11 protein-coding genes and 1 pseudogene are annotated in these 16,428 nt (G+C 61.5%); 7 read left to right on the top strand and 5 right to left on the bottom strand.

Annotated elements, in window-relative coordinates:
* Positions 1 to 49 precede the first annotated feature (49 nt).
* The 7 genes and pseudogenes from FZ934_RS27205 (at position 50) to lpdA (ending at position 8,108) form a co-directional block, all read left to right on the top strand.
* Positions 50 to 808: a 3-hydroxyacyl-CoA dehydrogenase gene (locus tag FZ934_RS27205; RefSeq protein ID WP_153273872.1), complete on the top strand. Its 759-nt coding sequence runs from the start codon at positions 50 to 52 to the stop codon at positions 806 to 808.
* A gap of 21 nt (positions 809 to 829) precedes the next feature.
* Positions 830 to 2,014, top strand: coding sequence for an acetyl-CoA C-acyltransferase (locus FZ934_RS27200; protein ID WP_153273871.1), 1,185 nt, complete (start codon positions 830 to 832; stop codon positions 2,012 to 2,014).
* Positions 2,015 to 2,023: 9 nt separating this feature from the next.
* Positions 2,024 to 3,151, top strand: a complete 1,128-nt coding sequence (locus FZ934_RS27195) for an acyl-CoA dehydrogenase family protein (RefSeq protein ID WP_153273870.1) — start codon at positions 2,024 to 2,026, stop codon at positions 3,149 to 3,151.
* Positions 3,152 to 3,210: 59 nt separating this feature from the next.
* Complete coding sequence (locus FZ934_RS27190; protein ID WP_153273869.1) at positions 3,211 to 4,443, top strand: 3-methyl-2-oxobutanoate dehydrogenase (2-methylpropanoyl-transferring) subunit alpha; 1,233 nt, start codon at positions 3,211 to 3,213, stop codon at positions 4,441 to 4,443.
* A gap of 1 nt (position 4,444) precedes the next feature.
* Positions 4,445 to 5,457 (top strand): annotated as a pseudogene (locus tag FZ934_RS27185) (alpha-ketoacid dehydrogenase subunit beta).
* Positions 5,458 to 5,459: 2 nt separating this feature from the next.
* Positions 5,460 to 6,713 (top strand): dihydrolipoamide acetyltransferase family protein, encoded by a 1,254-nt coding sequence (locus FZ934_RS27180; RefSeq protein WP_153273868.1) that lies wholly within the window; start codon positions 5,460 to 5,462, stop codon positions 6,711 to 6,713.
* Positions 6,714 to 6,716: 3 nt separating this feature from the next.
* Positions 6,717 to 8,108: a dihydrolipoyl dehydrogenase gene (gene lpdA, locus FZ934_RS27175; RefSeq protein WP_153273867.1), complete on the top strand. Its 1,392-nt coding sequence runs from the start codon at positions 6,717 to 6,719 to the stop codon at positions 8,106 to 8,108.
* A 37-nt stretch (positions 8,109 to 8,145) separates the two neighbouring features.
* Here the strand turns inward: lpdA and FZ934_RS27170 are convergent, their stop codons facing one another.
* The 5 genes from FZ934_RS27170 to paaN all read right to left on the bottom strand — a co-directional run bounded on the left by FZ934_RS27170 (position 8,146) and on the right by paaN (position 16,414).
* Positions 8,146 to 10,128, bottom strand: a complete 1,983-nt coding sequence (locus tag FZ934_RS27170; protein WP_194273843.1) for a tyramine oxidase — start codon at positions 10,126 to 10,128, stop codon at positions 8,146 to 8,148.
* 30 nt (positions 10,129 to 10,158) lie between these two features.
* Positions 10,159 to 11,565, bottom strand: a complete 1,407-nt coding sequence (locus tag FZ934_RS27165; protein WP_153273866.1) for an aldehyde dehydrogenase family protein — start codon at positions 11,563 to 11,565, stop codon at positions 10,159 to 10,161.
* A 110-nt stretch (positions 11,566 to 11,675) separates the two neighbouring features.
* Complete coding sequence (locus FZ934_RS27160) at positions 11,676 to 12,593, bottom strand: helix-turn-helix domain-containing protein (protein WP_153273865.1); 918 nt, start codon at positions 12,591 to 12,593, stop codon at positions 11,676 to 11,678.
* Between the two features lie 42 nt (positions 12,594 to 12,635).
* Positions 12,636 to 14,699 (bottom strand): 3-hydroxyacyl-CoA dehydrogenase NAD-binding domain-containing protein, encoded by a 2,064-nt coding sequence (locus tag FZ934_RS27155; protein ID WP_153273864.1) that lies wholly within the window; start codon positions 14,697 to 14,699, stop codon positions 12,636 to 12,638.
* 56 nt (positions 14,700 to 14,755) lie between these two features.
* A complete protein-coding gene (gene paaN / locus FZ934_RS27150; protein WP_153273863.1) occupies positions 14,756 to 16,414 on the bottom strand; it encodes a phenylacetic acid degradation protein PaaN in 1,659 nt (552 codons plus the stop codon).
* Positions 16,415 to 16,428 lie beyond the last annotated feature (14 nt).

Raw genomic sequence — 16,428 nt, 5'->3', positions numbered from 1 at the left:
ACAATCGCGCGGCGTACTATTCGACTGCAGGGGCGAATGGGAGTGAGCCATGCAGATAGATGGAGGAACATTCGTCGTCACTGGAGGCGCGTCCGGCCTTGGCGCCGAATGCGTGAGGTCGCTCGCGCGACAGGGAGCAAACGTCGTTGTTTGTGACGTTCAAGCGGCTGTGGAGAAGGCCGACGACGGTGGTGCCGTTCGCTACCTTCAGACCGATGTGACGAGCGAAGCGGATGCTGAGCGCGCCGTCGGCGCCGCGCTTGAGTGGTTCGGCGACCTCCGTGGCCTCGTCAATTGCGCGGGGATCGCTCCGGCCGAAAAGATTGTCGGGCGCAATGGCCCGCACGCATTGGACAGCTTCCGCCGCGCCGTCTCGATCAACCTCGTCGGGACCTTCAACATGATCCGGCTTGCCGCCTGTGCGATCGAGAAGCGTCCACCTGACGCAAGCGGAGAACGCGGCGTTATCATCAATACAGCCTCTATCGCTGCATTCGAGGGCCAGATCGGGCAGGCAGCCTATGCCGCCTCGAAAGGTGGCGTGGCGGCGATGACGCTACCCCTCGCGCGCGAACTTGCTCGCTATGGCATTCGCGTGGTGACCATCGCACCGGGGATTTTCGAGACGCCCATGATGGCTGGCATGCCGACGGAGGTCCGGGAGGCGCTTGGCAGGAACGTGCCGTTCCCACCTCGTCTCGGCAGGCCTGCGGAATTCGCCGCGCTCGTCACTCACATTATCGAGAACAGCATGCTGAACGGCGAGACCATACGCCTGGACGGCGCACTGAGAATGGCGCCGCGCTGAGCGTGGCAGGGAGGACAAGCTTTGAGAACTGACCCCACCGTCATCGTCGGCTCAGCCCGAACCCCGATCGGCAGCTTCCAAGGCAATTTTCGCGATCTCAAGGCACCGGATCTTGGTGCCGTCGCCATCCGCGCAGCACTCGAGCGGAGCGGCCTTTCGCCGGACAGCATCGACGAGCTGGTGTTCGGATGCGTTCTGTCGGCCGGACAGGGACAGGCTCCCGCGCGCCAGGCGGCGATCAAGGCCGATCTGCCGTTTGCGACCGGAGCCACAACGGTCAACAAGATGTGCGGTTCCGGCATGAAGGCCGCCATGATCGCCCATGATCTCATCGCCGCCGAGAGCGCATCGCTGGTTGTGGCCGGCGGCATGGAAAGCATGACGAATGCGCCCTATCTCCTAGATAGGGCGCGCGGCGGCTACCGGCTCGGCCATGATCGCGTGATCGACCACATGTTTCTCGACGGGCTGGAGGACGCTTACGACAAGGGTCGGCTGATGGGAAGTTTTGCCGAGGATTGCGCCGAAGCCTACCAGTTCACGCGGGAGATGCAGGATACCTACGCGATCACCTCGCTTGCGAGGTCGCAGAAAGCGATAGCCGACGGCAGCTTTGAACAGGAAATCGCCCCGGTTTCGGCCAAGGCAGGCAAGGAGACCCGAACTGTCGATCGGGATGAACAACCCGGCAAGGCAAACGTCGAAAAGATACCGCAACTGAAACCCGCATTCCGGGACGGCGGAACGGTAACGGCTGCCAATTCAAGCTCCATTTCGGATGGCGCAGCGGCAATCGTCATGGTGCGCGCCTCGCAGGCCGAACGAGACGGCGCCCGCCCGCTTGCTCGCATCGTCGGCCACGCGACCCACTCCCAGGCACCCAACCTGTTTGCCACCGCGCCGGTCGGAGCCTTGACGAAGCTGTCGGAGAAGATCGGCTGGTCCCTCAGGGATGTCGATCTGTTCGAGATCAACGAAGCCTTCGCGGTCGTGCCGATGGCGGCAATGAGGGAGCTCGACCTGCCCGCCGACAAGATCAACGTCCACGGCGGAGCCTGCGCCCTCGGCCATCCGATTGGCGCATCGGGCGCGCGAGTGATTGTGACGCTTCTCGCAGCGCTTGAGCGCTACGATCTGAAACGCGGCATGGCTGCCGTCTGTATCGGCGGCGGCGAAGCCACGGCGATTGCAATCGAGCGACCATAGGAGAGCCTGGTGATCCTGTCCGAGCTCCAGCAACAGATCCGCGATCTTGCCCATGACTTCGCCGTCGAGCGCCTGGCGCCCGGAGCCGCCGCCCGCGATCGCGAGCACCGCTTTCCGCGGGAAGAACTCAAGCAGATGGGCGAACTTGGGTTGCTTGGCATGCTGCTGCCGGAAGCCTATGGCGGTTCGGAGACGGGCACGCTCGCCTACGCCGCTGCACTTGAGGAAATCGCCGCCGGTGATGGGGCCTGCTCGACGATCATGAGCGTCCACAGTTCGGTGGCCTGCGTGCCTATCCTGACATTCGGATCCGAAGAGCAAAAGGACCGTTTCCTGCCGAAGCTTGCAACGGGAGAATGGATCGGCGGGTTTGCCCTGACGGAACCGCAGGCAGGCTCCGAAGCCTCCAACCTGAAGACGCGAGCGCGACGAGAGAAGGACCATTATGTCCTTGATGGCTCCAAGCAGTTCATCACCTCAGGCAAGAACGGCCAGGTGATCATTGTCTTTGCGGTTACCGATCCGCATGCGGGAAAGAAGGGAATAACTGCCTTCATCGTCCCCACGGATACGCCCGGCTATCAGGTGATCCATGTCGAGGACAAGCTTGGCCTGCATTCGTCAGACACCTGCCAGATCGCCTTCGACGGCATGATCGTGCCCGCGAGCCTGCGGCTTGGCGAGGAGGGACAGGGTTATCGGATCGCGCTTGCCAATCTGGAAGGAGGCCGGATCGGCATCGCGGCGCAGGCTGTCGGCATGGCGCGGGCTGCATTCGAGGCAGCACGCAGCTATGCCAGCGAGCGTATCGCTTTCGGGAAGCCCATCATCCAGCATCAGGCAGTGGCGTTTCGTCTTGCCGACATGGCGACCCAGATCGAGGCCGCACGGCAACTCGTCTATCACGCCGCCGCCTTGCGGGAGGCGGGGCAGCCCTGTCTGGCGGAGGCTTCCATGGCCAAATTGTTTGCATCCGAGATGGCCGAGCGGGTTTGTTCGGATGCCATCCAGATCCATGGAGGTTACGGCTACATCGCCGACTATCCGGTCGAGCGGATCTACCGCGACGTTCGAATTTGCCAGATCTATGAGGGAACAAGCGACGTGCAACGGATGGTGATCGCACGCAATCTTTAGACGAGCGCCCCGATTGTCTGGAGGAGACAGAGGGTTGCCAAAGGGAGGAAATGACATTCATGACGGACAATGCCCCGTTGAGCCTGCATGTCCCGGAGCCGGCTGTTCGCCCGGGCGGACAGCCTGATTTCTCCAATGTGAAGATCGCACGGGCCGGCGCCATAGCGCGACCTGACGTCGATGTCGCGCCTGAAGATATTCGCGACCTCGCTTACTCGATCATCCGTGTTCTCAATCGCGAGGGCCAGGCTGTCGGCCCCTGGGCAGGACAATTGTCCGACGAAGAGCTGTTGGTCGGCCTGCGCAACATGATGACACTACGCGCCTTCGACACGCGAATGCTGATGGCCCAGCGGCAGGGCAAGACGTCATTCTACATGCAGCATCTCGGTGAGGAGGCCGTCAGTTGCGCCTTTCGCAAGGCCTTGCAGAAAGGCGACATGAACTTTCCGACCTATCGACAGGCCGGATTGCTCATCGCGGACGACTATCCGCTCGTGACGATGATGAACCAGATCTTTTCCAACGAGGCGGACCCTCTGCACGGCCGGCAGATGCCCGTCCTTCACTCCTCCAAGGAACATGGCTTCTTCACTGTTTCGGGCAATCTCGCCACGCAGTACGTCCAAGCCGTCGGCTGGGCCATGGCCTCGGCGATCAAGGGCGACACACGCGTTGCCGCAGCCTGGATCGGCGACGGATCGACGGCGGAATCCGACTTTCATTCCGCGTTGGTCTTTGCGTCGACCTACAAGGCGCCGGTCATCCTGAACATCGTCAACAACCAGTGGGCGATCTCGACATTTCAGGGCATCGCGCGCGGCGGTTCGGGAACATTCGCGGCCCGTGGACTCGGGTTCGGTCTGCCGGCGCTGCGCGTCGACGGGAACGACTATCTCGCCGTCTATGCCGTCGCCCGCTGGGCCATCGAGCGGGCGAGGCGCAACCTCGGCCCCACCTTGATCGAGTACGTGACCTATCGCGTCGGCGCGCATTCGACCTCGGATGATCCAAGCGTCTACCGGCCGAAGACGGAGTCGGAGTCATGGCCGCTTGGAGACCCCGTGCTGCGGCTGAAGAACCATCTGATCCTAAAGGGCGTCTGGTCGGAGGAGCGCCATACTCAGGCAGAAGCCGAGATCATGGATGAAGTGATCGACGCGCAAAAGCAGGCAGAGGAGCATGGAACCCTGCACGCTGGCGGACGACCGTCGGTGAGGGACATCTTCGAAGGTGTCTACGCGGAGATGCCGCCGCATGTTCGCCGGCAGCGCCAGAAGGCGGGGTATTGATATGGCCCGGATGACGATGATCGAAGCAGTCCGCAGCGCCATGGACATATCCATGGACCGAGACGAGAACGTCGTGGTTTATGGAGAGGATGTCGGCTATTTCGGCGGCGTGTTTCGCTGCACGCAAGGCCTGCAGGCAAAGTATGGCAGGACACGCTGCTTCGACGCTCCGATCAGCGAATCCGGCATTGTCGGGACTGCAATCGGCATGGCCGCCTATGGCCTCAGACCGTGCGTGGAAATCCAGTTCGCCGATTACATGTACCCGGCCTACGACCAGATCACCCAGGAAGCCGCACGCATAAGGTACAGGTCGAACGGTGACTTCACCTGCCCGATCGTCATCCGCATGCCGACGGGCGGCGGCATCTTCGGGGGCAGACACACAGTCAAAGCCCGGAAGCGTTGTTTACGCATGTGTGCGGGCTGAAGGTCGTTGTTCCCTCCAATCCCTATGATGCAAAGGGCCTGCTGATCTCGGCCATCGAGGATCCCGACCCGGTGATGTTTCTGGAGCCCAAGCGGCTCTACAACGGGCCGTTTGATGGCCATCATGAGCGACCGGTGACGCCTTGGTCGAAGCATGACCTCGGCGAAGTCCCCGAAGGCCACTACACGATCCCGATCGGCAAGGCCGAGATCCGCCGCGCCGGATCCGCCGTCAGCGTCATCGCCTATGGAACCATGGTCCATGTCGCGCTAGCTGCGGTGGAAGAAACAGGGATCGACGCCGAGGTGATCGATCTCAGAAGTCTCCTGCCTCTCGATCTTGATACGATCGTCCAGTCGGTGACCAAGACCGGGCGCTGCGTCGTTGTCCACGAGGCGACACTGACGTCGGGTTTCGGGGCAGAGATCGTGGCGCTCGTGCAGGAGCATTGCTTCTACCATCTCGAAACGCCCGTTGTGCGCGTCGCCGGCTGGGATACGCCCTACCCGCATGCCCAGGAGTGGGATTACTTTCCCGGACCGCTCCGCGTCGGGCGCGCGCTGACCGAAGTGATGGAGGCTTGAGCATGAGTGAATTCGTGATCAAGATGCCGGATGTCGGCGAAGGCGTCGCGGAAGCGGAACTGGTTGAATGGCATGTGAAGGCGGGCGATCCTGTCCGCGAAGACATGGTGATTGCCGCCGTGATGACGGATAAGGCGACCGTCGAGATCCCCTCGCCTGTTGCTGGCACTGTGGTCTGGCTGGCTGCCGAGGTCGGCGAAAAGATCGCGGTTAAAGCTCCGCTCATGCGGATCGAGACGGCCTCAGGCGCCACTCCTTCCGCTCCCACTGCAGCCGAGAAGTCCTCGCCCGCGCCTGAACCGAAAACGCCGGTACCGGCACAGGAAAAGAGCGCCGAGGCACCTTCCGCTGCACGCGTATCTCCGCCTAAGCAAGACCCCGCAGAACGGCCGATTGCATCACCAGCAGTGCGCCTCTTTGCGCGTGAGCACGGCGTCGACCTTCGGCAAGTGCAAGGAAGCGGCCCTGCAAACAGGGTGTTGCGCGAAGACGTAGAACGATGGCTTGCGCGCGGGCCACAGGCGCCTTCGGCTCCATCAGGCAATGTCGCGAGGACTGCGACCAAAGAGATCAAGCTCACAGGATTGCGCCGGCGAATTGCCGAGAAGATGTCGTTTTCGACATCGCGTATCCCGCACATCACCTATGTCGAGGAAATCGACATGACGGCTCTGGAGGAGCTGAGGGCGACGATGAACCGCGACCGCAAGGAGGAACAGCCGAAGCTTACCGTTCTGCCCTTCATCATGCGGGCGCTCGTCAAGGCAGTTGCCGAGCAACCGACACTCAACGCGACGTTCGATGACGAGGCAGGCGTTCTGACGCGCCACGGCGCTGTCAATATCGGGATGGCGACGCAAACGCCCGTGGGCCTCGTCGTCGCGGTCGTCAAGCATGCCGAGGCGCGCGGCATCTGGGACTGCGCGGCAGAGATGGGCAGGCTCGCGGAAGCGGCGCGGGCCGGCACGGCTACCCGCGACGAACTGAGCGGGTCCACCATTACGGTCAGCTCGCTCGGCGCCCTTGGAGGCATCGCCTCCACACCCATCATCAACCACCCGGAAGTGGCGATCATCGGCATCAACAAGATCGCAGTCAGACCGATATGGGATGGCTCGCAATTCATACCGAGGAAAATGATGAATCTCTCTTCGAGCTTCGATCACCGTATTGTGGACGGTTGGGACGCAGCAACATTCATTCAGCGTATCCGGGTGCTGCTTGAGACACCGGCCCTCATTTTCATGGAAGGCTGATCGATGAAGGAGATCATCTGCAAGCTTCTCATCATAGGGTCGGGCCCCGGCGGCTATGTCTGCGCGATCCGGGCAGGCCAACTTGGGATCGACGCTGTTATCGTCGAGGCCGCAAGACCGGGAGGAACCTGCCTGACGGTCGGGTGCATCCCGTCGAAAGCGCTTATCCATGTCAGCGAGCAGTTCTTCGATGCAAAACGAATGGCTGCTGGCAAGAACGCCGCTGGCATCACCGTCCAGCAGCCGGCGATCGACTTCGGCAAGGCCGTCAGCTGGAAAGACGGGATTGTCGGAAAGCTGTCTTCCGGTGTCACGACGCTTCTGCAGAAATCAACAGTCAAGATCGTTCATGGCACAGCCACGTTCCGGGACGGCAAGACTGTCGAGGTTGACACCGAGCTCGGCCTGCAGCTTGTCAGGGCCGAGACGATCGTGATCGCCACCGGATCGGAACCCGTCGAACTGGCCGATATCCCTTTCGGGGGTATCGTCATTTCCTCCAGCGACGCGCTGGCGCTGCGCGAGGTGCCGCAGAAGCTGGTGGTCATCGGCGGCGGCTACATCGGCCTTGAGTTGGGCACGGCCTTCGCCAAGCTCGGTTCTGAGGTCAGTATCGTCGAGGCAACGGCGCAGCTGCTGCCGCAATATGATGCCGATCTCGTAAGGCCGGTCGCCCGCAGGCTCGCCGACCTCGGCGTTCGCGTCATGACGTCGACAAAAGCGACGCGTGTTTCGGAGGGCGCACTGATCGTCAGTACTGCGGAAGGTCGGGAAGAGCAGCTGGACGCCGATCGCATTCTCGTTGCGGTCGGACGCAAGCCGCGGGCAAGCGCAGCCGGCCTGGATGAGCTGGACCTCGACCGTTCCGGTCCCTTCATTCGCATCGATGATCGCTGCAGGACGTCGATGCGTGGCGTGTACGCCATCGGCGATGTAACCGGCGAACCGATGCTGGCGCATAGAGCGATGGCGCAAGGCGAAATGGTCGCCGAGATCGTGGCCGGTCGGAAACGCGCCTGGGACAAGCGCTGCATTCCGGCGATCTGCTTTACCGATCCGGAGATCATTTCCGCGGGCCTCACCCCAGGCGAGGCACGCAGCCAGGGCTATGATATCGAAATCGGCCAGTTTCCATTCAGCGCGAATGGTCGCGCCCTGACGATGCAATCCGAGGAAGGATTTGTCCGCGTCGTCGCCCGCAGAGACACCAATCTGATCCTTGGCCTACACGCTGTCGGCCAAGGCGTGTCGGAGCTGTCGGCAGCCTTCGCGCTGGCGATCGAGATGGGCGCAAGACTGGAAGATATTGCCGGAACCATTCATGCGCATCCAACCCGCAGCGAGGCATTTCACGAGGCGGCACTTAAGGCGCTGGGGCATGCACTGCACATCTAAAAAATCGCGGCCGCCGAAACCGGCGGCCGCGCTTTTCTTACTGCTTCAATTCACGGATCGTCAGAGCCGGATTGTGGGCGAAGAAGTTATGAGGCTCGATATGGATCGTCTTCCATTCGGTCGACATGACGGGCCAATCCTCCATGCGCGGGATGTGATGGAAGCCGGCCGTGAACCACGTCACGATATCCTTGCCCATGAGCGGCTTGTTGGCCTTCACCCATTCCGGCAGCGTGTCGGAACCGTCGCTCTGCATCGCGTACTTACCGCCTGCGTACTGCTGATCGATGTTGTACACCGTGTTCCAGACCGAGTACTCGATGTAGGCATTACGCTTCATCGGCGGATCCTTGGCGAAGTCGAATGGGCCATAGGCAACATCGCCATGATGGATCATCCAGCCGGGTTCCTGCCCGAGGTAGCCCTCACGAGACGGATCGGAGATCATGAAGTAGCGCGGCTTCATCGCCGATAGCTGATAGCGCGCCTCCATTTCCGTCTTTGGCATCGTGTGTTGCACCGCCCACATCGACCGCCGCGGGTTCTTGGCATCGACCTTGGCAGGCACGATGTCCATCGTTCCGAAATGATTGGCCGGCTGGTCGACGTCGAAGTCGATGCGGAAGTTGAAGTAGTGATCATGGTTCGCCGCCACCAGATTCGGTGCGATCAGCGTGCCATGCGCCGTGTCTTCCGCAGCGGTCGGGTCATTCATCGACGTCGATGCGACGCCCTTCACGGCATCCAGACCGGTGGCCCCGATCATGATCCGGATCTGACCATCCTGCTGCAGCCGATAGTCCATCAGGTAGTCATAGTTCCCGACTTCCGAGGCCGTACGCACGACAAGCTCGGTCGCCGGCCGTCCCTCTGCCGGGATTGGCTTCTCCGGCGTCTGCGCGAAGACTTCGAAGTGGCGCCAGGCCGGATCGCCGATGCTGCGTTCAAACACGCAGATGGCGTTCGGGATGGTCAGCGGATTTCCCTTGTCGTCAGCGATCGTCGCCGGCATGAAGGTTGCATAGTCCGGGCAATCGATGCCGGCGCGCAACGGGCTGAGGAACAAGCCGAAGCCGTACTCCCCGCTGTCCATGTAGGTTCGCCAGTACCAGCCTTCGGTCGGATCCATGTAGGGCACGAATACTTCAGACAGGTGCGACTGGTAGATCACCGAACGCCACTTTTCTCCGTCCTTGACGTCAAGATTGGAGACGACAAGGCCCGGGCGCTTGTCGACGCGGAAGTTCATGCGCCAGATATCCCATTCCAGATGGCTGCCTGAGATCTTGTAGTTCGGCCCACCGGGCTGGGAGAGCTTCGCGGGGTTCATTTCCGGACGCAACGGTTCGCGCTCGGCGACTTCCTTTTCGGTATAGCCCCAATTGTCCTTCGGACCCTCGATGGCACCGGTATCGATGACCCGGAGCACCTTCTTCTTGCCGATGTCGTAAACCGCAAACAGTCCCTCGATCGGCTTTGCGTAAAAGTTCGATCCCTCCGGTACCTTGTAGCAAGGGACCTTCATAAGGCGCGAATTCTCGTACTCATCGGTGAAGAAGTTGCCTGCCGTCAGCGGCAAACAGAAAGCCTGCTCCGGCGTCAGACCGCGCTTCTTCAAGCCGGCGATCATTTCGGGATTGGCAAGCGCGCCCTGGAGGGCATCCATGAACTCCGTAAAGAGCACCATTGGCTGGCCCTTGATCGGCGTCGTGCTTTCAACTGTGCCCTTGGTGATGTTGACGACCGCTTCCTTGAAGCCCTGCGGGCTCGTCAGCTGCACTTTCGCCTCGCGATCGAGCTGGTCGCCTTCCTTCCAGGAAAGAACGGTTTCCTTGGTCGGCTCCTTGAGCTCGATCAGCGGGTAGAGCGTGTTGTCGTCGACAACCTTCTGATCGCGCAGGATCTTGTTGATCTTCTGATATTCTTCCGCTGTCAGTCCATCCAACGGATGAGCCATGGCAGCCGGCGCGCCTAGCGCCACGAGCAAGCCGGCCGAAGCCAGATATCGCCGTATGTTCATTGCATCCTCCCTATCGCATTCCTTCAATGATCAAGCGAACACCACCTGGATATTCGTGTATTCCTGCAGCCCCTCCTCGGCGAATTCGACGCCGAAACCGGAGGCTTTCACGCCGCCGAACGGAGCGTTCGGCTGAATTGCGCCATGCTTGTTGATCCAGACAGAACCGCATTGCATGCGCCCTGCAACCACCTTCGCCGCTGAAATGTCGGACGACCAGACCGAGCCGCCGAGACCGTTGGCGCTGTCGTTTGCAAATGCGATCGCCTCGTCGACACTCGCGTATTTGATGACCGGAAGCGCCGGCCCGAACTGCTCCTCGTCGACGAGCGGGTCGCCGTTCTTCAGGCCGGCAATGATGGTCGGCGGGAAGAACAGGCCTTCGCCCGGCTCGCCACCAAGCAACACCTTGCCGCGCTCCCTGGCATCTCGGACGAGGCGCGACAGCTTTTCGAACTGCATGCGGTTCTGCACCGGGCCGAGAACGCTGCCTTCCTCCATGCCGTTACCGACCGGAATGTTGCGTGCATAAGCGACGAGCGCGTCGCAGACAGCGTCGTGGATCGATTCATGGACGTAGAGGCGTTTCATCGCCGCGCAGGTCTGGCCGTTGTTGATGAAGGCGCCCCAGAACAGGCCCTCGGCAATCGCCTGCGGGTCGGCGTCGGGCAGAACGATCCCTGCGTCGTTACCTCCAAGCTCGAGCGTCAGGCGCTTCATGGTCTCGGCGGCCGAGCGCATGACTTTCTGCCCCGTAGCGCAGGAACCGGTAAAGACGATTTTGCTGATATCGGGGTGCGCGGACATTGCCGCGCCGATATTGAACACGCCATCATCGCCGGTGACGATATTCAGGACACCCGGCGGCAGAACCTCGTTCATGATTTCGACCAGCCGAAGGGTCGCGAGCGGCGTCAGCGGCGAAGGCTTGATGACAACAGTGTTGCCGGTGCGCAGCGCCGGCATGACGTGCCAGATCGCAATCATCACCGGAAAATTCCAGGGCGTGATCGAACCCACGACGCCAAGCGGCTTGCGGTGAAGCTCGATCTGGCCCTCGCTGTTATCCTGAAGAATTTTCGGCGGCAGCGAGAGGGCCGTCGTGTATCCTGCCCAGGCGACCGTTCCTCCCATCTCCCAGCGCGAGCCAAGACCGTTCAGCGGCTTACCCTGCTCGAGGGTAATCAGCTGTGCGATCTCCTCGGCATGTGCCTCGATGCGAGCCGTGACAGCCGCACAAGCGGCCTGCAATTCCTGGTCGCTCTTGGCCGACCATGCCGGAAAGGCCGCTTTGGCGGCGGCTACGGCAGCATTGAGCTCATCCAGTCCCATGTTCGGCGCCCGAGCGACTTCGGCGCCCGTGGCTGGATTCAGCACACTGAAGCTGCGCTCGCCGGTGATCGGCTTTCCATTGATCGTCGCCGTGTGAACCGTCATGTTCTTCCTCCTCCAGAGACCGGCGGCAAGCCAGTCATTCGACAGGGGAGACTATGCAAAGAGATGGTCAGCGACTTGGACGCAAACGTCGAGGTCGTTGGACAATTCCGTCAATGACAGCGGACGGCGCTGCCCGGCGTCAGACCATATTTCTTCCGAAACTCGCGATAGAAATAGGAAAGGTCGTTGAACCCGCAGTCATAGGCAATTCCGGCGATGCCATTCTTGGAGCTGGTAGTTGTCAGGCGCGTTCTGGCGAGTTCCAGCCGGCGATTGAGGAGGCGATGGCGTGGTGTCTCGCCGAGCGCCTCGAAATGTCGCTGCAGCATGCGTTCGGACACATTCAAGCGCCGCGCCAATTCGCTGGCACCGAACGTCGGATCCGCGCAGTTGAGGTCGATCATCGCCAGAGCACGGGAAAGAAGAGTCTGCCCGGAGCGCGGCTGTTCGCCTCTCTCCATTCCCTGAAGATATGCGCCCATCAGGCTGAGCAGTGCCTCGCTCAACTGCTGCGTGGCCAGGGGCTCCTCAAGCAACTTCGTGATTACCGCGCGCATCGCCAACCAGAGTGGGTCACTCTGGCTGAAGGCGATACCGCCCGTGCACATGGCGCCGAAGCGGTGCACCATTTCGGCGCGTGGCATGTGAATTGAAAGCTGGTTTGAGCGCGCACCGTCATAGACAAAGGACGATGGCTGGACAGAATCGACCAAAAACATGTCGCCGGGCGACAGGCGGGTGGAACGTTCACCCTGATCGATCCGGCAGTGGCCCTCATCCTGGATCAGCAGAAAAAGATGCTCACCCGGATCCTGGCGTATTGCCCGCGCACCGCGCGCCACATGGCGAGCGTCAAGCGCGACGACGACCGTGTCAAAAAAACCGATCCGCCGCGTGGAAACGTCGCCCGCGACGATGCCGGTTGGCGCCATTGGCTCCAAATCGAACGCGCCGCAGGCCTTGCGTATCCTGGCTTCAAGATCCTCCACCGCCATCGGCGTGTGAACCGGTGTGACCAACGACTGCATCATCCCCTCCCTGGTCTCTGCAGATTGCTCTAATCTAGCACTTTACCCCTGATTAATCTCCGCCCACCCGCCTGCTTTCGCAGCGCGCCGCAGCAAATCGCATGGCGGCGTCGCCAACCCGTCGCGCGACAACTGCTCAAGGCGATCGACGACATCGTTCAGGCCGCGGTATTCAGCATAGTGCATCGGCCCACCCCTCCAGCGGGGGAAACCGTAACCGTGTATTTTCACGAGGTCGATATCGGTAGCTCTGAGTGCGATGCCCTCGTCGAGTATCGCGGCCGCTTCATTGACGACGGGCAGGATGATGCAATCCGCGATTGCCTCCTCGCTCCAGTCCCGTTGGGCCAATCCGCGTGCAGCTTCAGCGATCACCGACGCCACCACTGGCGAAGGTTGCGGGGTTCGATCTCCCTTCGCGTAATCGTACCATCCGCCGCCGGTCTTCTGGCCAAACCGTTCCATTTCGCACAGCCGGTCGGCAATCGGCGCAAACGGCGTTTCGCCGCGACCACGCGCGGCCCGACGCTGAAAGCCGGCAATATCGAGTCCGCCGAGATCCTGCGCTTCAAACGGCCCCATCGGCAATCCGAAAGTCCGCATCGCCGCATCGACTGCGGCCGGCGTTGCTCCTGATAACAGCAGCCTTTCTGCCTGCGCGCGTGTTACCTTGAGGATGCGATTGCCGATGAAGCCATCACAAATCCCGGCCCGTACTGGAATTTTCCCGAGAATGCGCGCCAATGAAAAAGCGGTTGCGAGAACTTCCGGCGCCGTGCCTGCCGTGGGCACGATCTCAAGCAGTTTCATGACATGCGCAGGACTGAAGAAATGCAGGCCAAGGAAGCGATCCTGACCGCGGATCTCCGCGGCGATCTCCTGCGGATTGAGATAAGAGGTGTTGGTTGCGAGAATTGCGTCCTCGCGGCAGTTGTCAGCCAATAGCGCAAAAACCTGCCGCTTGACGTCAAGATCCTCAAAAACAGCCTCGATCACGAGATCGGTATCGGCTAGCGCCCGGTAGTCGGTTGTTCCTGTCACACCACCGATCTTTTCGGCCGCAGCGCTCGCGCTTATCCGGCCCTTCTTAGCCGCGCCGTCGTAGATCGATTTCAGATTGGCCAGACCGCGTGCGACCGCACTTTCATCTCTTTCAACCAGTATGACCGGCAAGCCCGCGTCCCGCAGCGTTGCGGCAATCCCGGCTCCCATCGTTCCCCCACCAACGACCGCGGCGGACCTGACGTCTCGCGCACGGACGCCGGCAAGCTCCGGCGGACGCGCCGCTCCACGTTCGGCAAAGAAGACGTGCCTCAGCGCTGCCGCCTGGGATGAACCGCGCAGGTAAAGAAATGTTTCCCGCTCGAAAGCCATTGCCGCATCGAAGTCGACCTCGGCTGCCTTCCTGACGCAGGCGAGTGCCCGCAGCGGCGCTTCCTCGCGTTTGGAACGTGCCGCGACAGCCTTCGTCGTCGTCCCCCAGAAACCATCGTCGACAGCAGCGACCGCCCGTTCTCGAAGCGGCAGCGGCAGCGTGTGTTGCAAGGTCGACCTCGCGAAAGCGACGGCACCGTCCTCGAGATCGTGCTCAATAAGAGCGTCCACCAGACCCTGCGACCGGGCTTCCGTTGCACTGATCGGCTTTCCTGTTGTCACAAGATCCGCGGCGAGCGCCGGGCCGACAAGACGCGGCAGCCGGACGGTGCCGCCGGCTCCCGGCACGATGCCAAGCCGAACTTCCGGCAACCCGAGGGTGGCAGAAGCGGCCGCTACGCGGAAACGACAGCCGAGAGCAATTTCAAGGCCGCCACCGAGCGCACTGCCGTGAATTGCGGCGACCCAAGGCTTTCGGGATGCCTCGATCCGCGCAACGACATCAGGCAGATGCGGCGGCATTGGCGGCTTTCCGAACTCGTTGACATCGGCCCCGGCGATGAAAGTTCGGCCAGCGCAGATCAGTACCACAGCTTGAACATCGCTATCGTGGTCGAGCGTCTCCGCGGCGGTCAGTAAATCCTGCCTCAGTGCCTGCGAAAGCGCATTCACCGGCGGATTATCGACAGTAACGACGGCGATTCCGTCACGCTTCTTGATGGCAAGGTTCATCATCGTCTCCCCCGATAGAATATTATTGCTGGGCTTCGTTCGCGACCACCCGCCGTTCACGCCGCCTTCGGGCGACGCCACATGACGGTGCGGAAGCGGTTGGCAACGAAAGCGGCGTCGGTCAGGCTGGCATTGCCGGCCGGGTTGGCGCCGGTGACGTGGAAATCGCTGAAAGCAGCACTCTGATTGATAAAGATGCCGCCCGTCAGATTGATCGAGAGGTTGACGCCGGCCTTGGCAGACGCGTCGACCGCAGCGTCTATCCGGTGCTCGTCGTTGTCGTAGAGCGCCGCGGTGATCGCGCCCTTGCGGCGGGCAAGGCTTGCAGCCTTTTCGATACCAGCGCCTGCATCAGCGACCGCGACAATGAAGGCGATCGGACCAAAGCGTTCTTCCTCATGAGCGTCCGTCTTATCGTCATCGACGGCAATGATGAGCGGCGTTGCCGTGCGCACATCCCCGACAGTGACGGGAGCGGAGTCACGAATGACCCTTCCGAGTCCGCGGGCTGCCTCGATCCGTGCCACGGTCGCCGGATTGGCAATCGCGCCACAGACACCGGCAGCGCGCGCCGGATCTGCAAGAAGTTCGTCGATCGCGGCTGCGATTCCCCCTGCGACGTCGTCAAAGCTCTTGTGGCCCTGATCGGTCTCGATACCGCTCCTTGGAACGAAGATGTTCTGCGGCGCGGTGCACATCTGGCCGCTGTAGAGCGAGAGCGAGAATGCAATGTTGGCGCACATGCCAGCGAAGTCGTCCGTCGCCGCGACGACGATCGAATTGACACCCGCCTCTTCGGTGTAGACCTGCGCCTCGCCGGCATTCCGGCGTACCCAATCACCGAAGGCATTCGAGCCCGTATAATCGATGATCGACACGGCCCTATTCTTCACGAGATCAACGGTGACTTCAGCGGCCGGAGCATCCGCTGCCAGAAGCACAACATTGGGGTCAAATCCCTGTTCGGCGAGCACGTCACGAATAACGGAAACGGTGATCGCCAACGGCAGGATTGCAGCCGGATGCGGCTTGACGATGATGGTGTTGCCGGTTGCCAGGCTGGCGAAAAGGCCAGGATAGCTGTTCCACGTCGGGAAGGTCTGGCAGCCGATGACAAGCGAGATGCCGCGCGGCACGATCCGCCACTGCTTTTCCAGAACGATCGGCTCACCCTTGCCTTGCGGCTTGGTCCAGATCGCCTGTGCCGGCGTGCGGGTCATTTCTGCGTAGGCATAGGCGACCGCCTCTAGGCCACGATCCTGAGCATGCGGTCCGCCCGCCTGGAATGCCATGGCAAAAGCCTGCCCTGTCGTATGCATGACAGCATTGGCAATTTCGAAGCTCATGCGATTGAGGCGGGCAAGAACTTCGATGCAGATGCCGACTCGCATTTCCGCCGAGGCCTCGGCCCACGCGGACCCAGCAGCCTGCGAGGCAGCAATCAGCGTGTCGACATCGGCGGCTGGATAAGTAATGCCCAGCGCTGGGCCGAACGGCGAGACTTCCGCGCCGATGTGCGCTGTCCCCGGGTGACCAGGCAGAGCGAAAGGCTTGCCGAGACGGGCACTATAGGATGCCAGACCATCATCCTTGGCGGTTTCGCCATAAATCTTTCCGCTTGGGATTTCAGGATAAGCCGACCAATAACCGCGCTCCCGCACCGCCTTCAAGGCGGCAGCAAGCGTCGGCTGGTGGCGGTCAAAAAGGGCATCCATCACATGTTCCTCTC

The sequence above is a fragment of the Rhizobium grahamii genome, from assembly GCF_009498215.1.
In the GTDB taxonomy this organism is placed as follows: Bacteria; Pseudomonadota; Alphaproteobacteria; order Rhizobiales; family Rhizobiaceae; genus Rhizobium; species Rhizobium grahamii_A.
Note: the sequence above shows the minus strand (reverse complement) of the source record. Positions and strands in the feature narration are given on the sequence as shown.